Source organism: Methylorubrum podarium, assembly GCF_022179745.1.
GTDB lineage: Bacteria > Pseudomonadota > Alphaproteobacteria > Rhizobiales > Beijerinckiaceae > Methylobacterium > Methylobacterium podarium.
In genome coordinates this window covers 1-1847 of record NZ_BPRD01000556.1, presented here as the reverse complement: position 1 = coordinate 1847, position 1847 = coordinate 1, and the positions used below count along the sequence as shown (strand labels likewise).

Below are 1847 nucleotides of genomic sequence, written 5' to 3'. Positions count from 1 at the left end.
GCGTCGAGACCGGCGGCTGCCCGCACACGGCGATCCGCGAGGACGCCTCGATCAATCTCGCGGCGGTGGCGGAGATGCGCCGCCGCTTCCCCCGGCTCGACCTCGTCCTGATCGAATCCGGCGGCGACAACCTTGCGGCGACCTTCTCGCCGGAGCTCGCCGACATCACCCTCTACGTCATCGACGTGGCGGGCGGCGAGAAGATCCCGCGGAAGGGGGGCCCCGGTATCACCCGCTCGGACCTGCTCATCGTCAACAAGACCGACCTCGCCCCGCTGGTCGGGGCCGACCTCTCGGTGATGGAGGCCGACACGCAGCGGATGCGCGGCCCGCGGCCCTACGTCTTCGCCTCGCTGCGCGAAGGGCACGGGGCGGATACGGTGGCGCGCTTCATCGTCGAGGCCGGCGGGCTGGGGTGACGTCGTTTCAGGAGATGCGCGGCTGCACCCCCTGTTCTCACGACGGCGCCGAGCGGCGGAACGCGTCGCGCTCCTCCAGCACCTCGATCAGGTCGAGCACGCGCACGACCTGTCCCGACACGTCCCACCAGGGCGGCAGGCGGCGCGAGGCCGGGACCGGATGGTGCCGCACCGCCTCCACGAGGAAGGCGGTCTCCGGCAGCGGCGGCGCGGACAGACCTGCCGTGCGGCCCGCGGGCAGGACGGCGCGGGCGAGAAGACCGGCCTTCCGGGCGCCGCTCACGCGGGCGCGCCGGGTGACCGAGTCGAGCCCGTTCGCCTCCACCGCGCGGCCGATCTCCGCGTAGATCGTGCCGGCGGCGCGGATCGCCGGGCGGCAACCGAGGGGAAGCGCGGCAATGCCGGGCTCGGCGCGGGCGTAGAGCCCCTCGGCCGCCACCAGCAGGTCGGCCACGACGCGCCGCAGGCCCGGGCTGAGGCTCGGATCAGCGAGGAAGGCGTCCGGATCGATCCCGGCGGCGTCGAGCCAGCTCCGCGGCAGGTAGAGGCGCCCGGCGCGGGCATCCTCGCCGACGTCGCGGGCGATGTTGGTGAATTGCATCGCCACGCCGAGGTCGCAGGCGCGGGCGAGCGCGTCCGCGTCGCGCACGCCCATCACCAGCGTCATCATCGCTCCGACCGTCCCCGCGACGCGGGCGGCGTAGGCGGCGAGATCCGACAGGGTGTCGTAGCGCCGTCCTTCGATGTCCCAGGCGAATCCTTCGAGCAGCGTCCGCGGCAGCGCCTCGGGGATGGCGTGGCGGGTGATGACCTCGGCAAGCGCGCGGTCGGCCGGGTGGTCGGCGGGCCGGCCGGCGATGGCGGCGCTCAGCCGCCGCTCCAGGCGGGCGAGGGACGCGGCGCGGTTGCCGCCCGCCTCGTCCACCGCGTCGTCGGAGAGGCGGCAGAAGGCGTAGAGGCCGTAGGCCGACATTCGCACCGCGGGCGGCAGCAGCATCGAGGCGGCGAAGAAGCTTTTCGAGCCGGCGCGGATCGCGGCCCGGCAGGCAGCCAGATCGTCGGCACTGGGGATGGCGGGGTCAGGCACGAACACGGGCATCCGGCACCACGGAATCGAGGACACGGGCCGAGGAGAGCACGCCCGGCAATCCGGCGCCGGGATGCGTCCCCGCGCCGACGAGGAAGAGGTTCGCCACGTCCTCCGACCGATTGTGCGGGCGGAACCACGCCGATTGCGTCAGCACCGGTTCCAGCCCGAAGCCCGAGCCGCGGAAGCTGAGGAAGTCGTCGGAAAAGTCCTGCGGCGTCGTCACACGCGAGGTGACGAGGGCATCGGAGAGCCCCGGCAGCACCGAGCCTTCGAGGAAGCGGGCGATCCGCTGGCGATAGGGCTCGGCGCATTGCGCCCAGTCCTGGCCGCCGGCGAGG

At 73.6% G+C, this 1847-nt stretch carries 3 protein-coding genes; 1 reads left to right on the top strand and 2 read right to left on the bottom strand.

All coding sequences use genetic code 11. From position 1 onward, the window contains the following. The coding region (gene ureG, locus MFF42_RS23460; RefSeq protein WP_238258164.1) for an urease accessory protein UreG at positions 1-419 on the top strand (419 nt) is incomplete at its 5' end. A 37-nt stretch (positions 420-456) separates the two neighbouring features. Here the strand turns inward: ureG and MFF42_RS23455 are convergent. Together MFF42_RS23455 and MFF42_RS23450 are read right to left on the bottom strand one after the other, a co-directional pair. Next, positions 457-1518, bottom strand: coding sequence for a phytoene/squalene synthase family protein (locus MFF42_RS23455; RefSeq protein ID WP_238258162.1), 1062 nt, complete (start codon positions 1516-1518; stop codon positions 457-459). Continuing rightward, a partial coding sequence (locus MFF42_RS23450) for an FAD-dependent oxidoreductase (RefSeq protein WP_238258160.1) occupies positions 1499-1847 on the bottom strand: 349 nt, incomplete at its 5' end. The genes MFF42_RS23450 and MFF42_RS23455, both read right to left, overlap by 20 nt.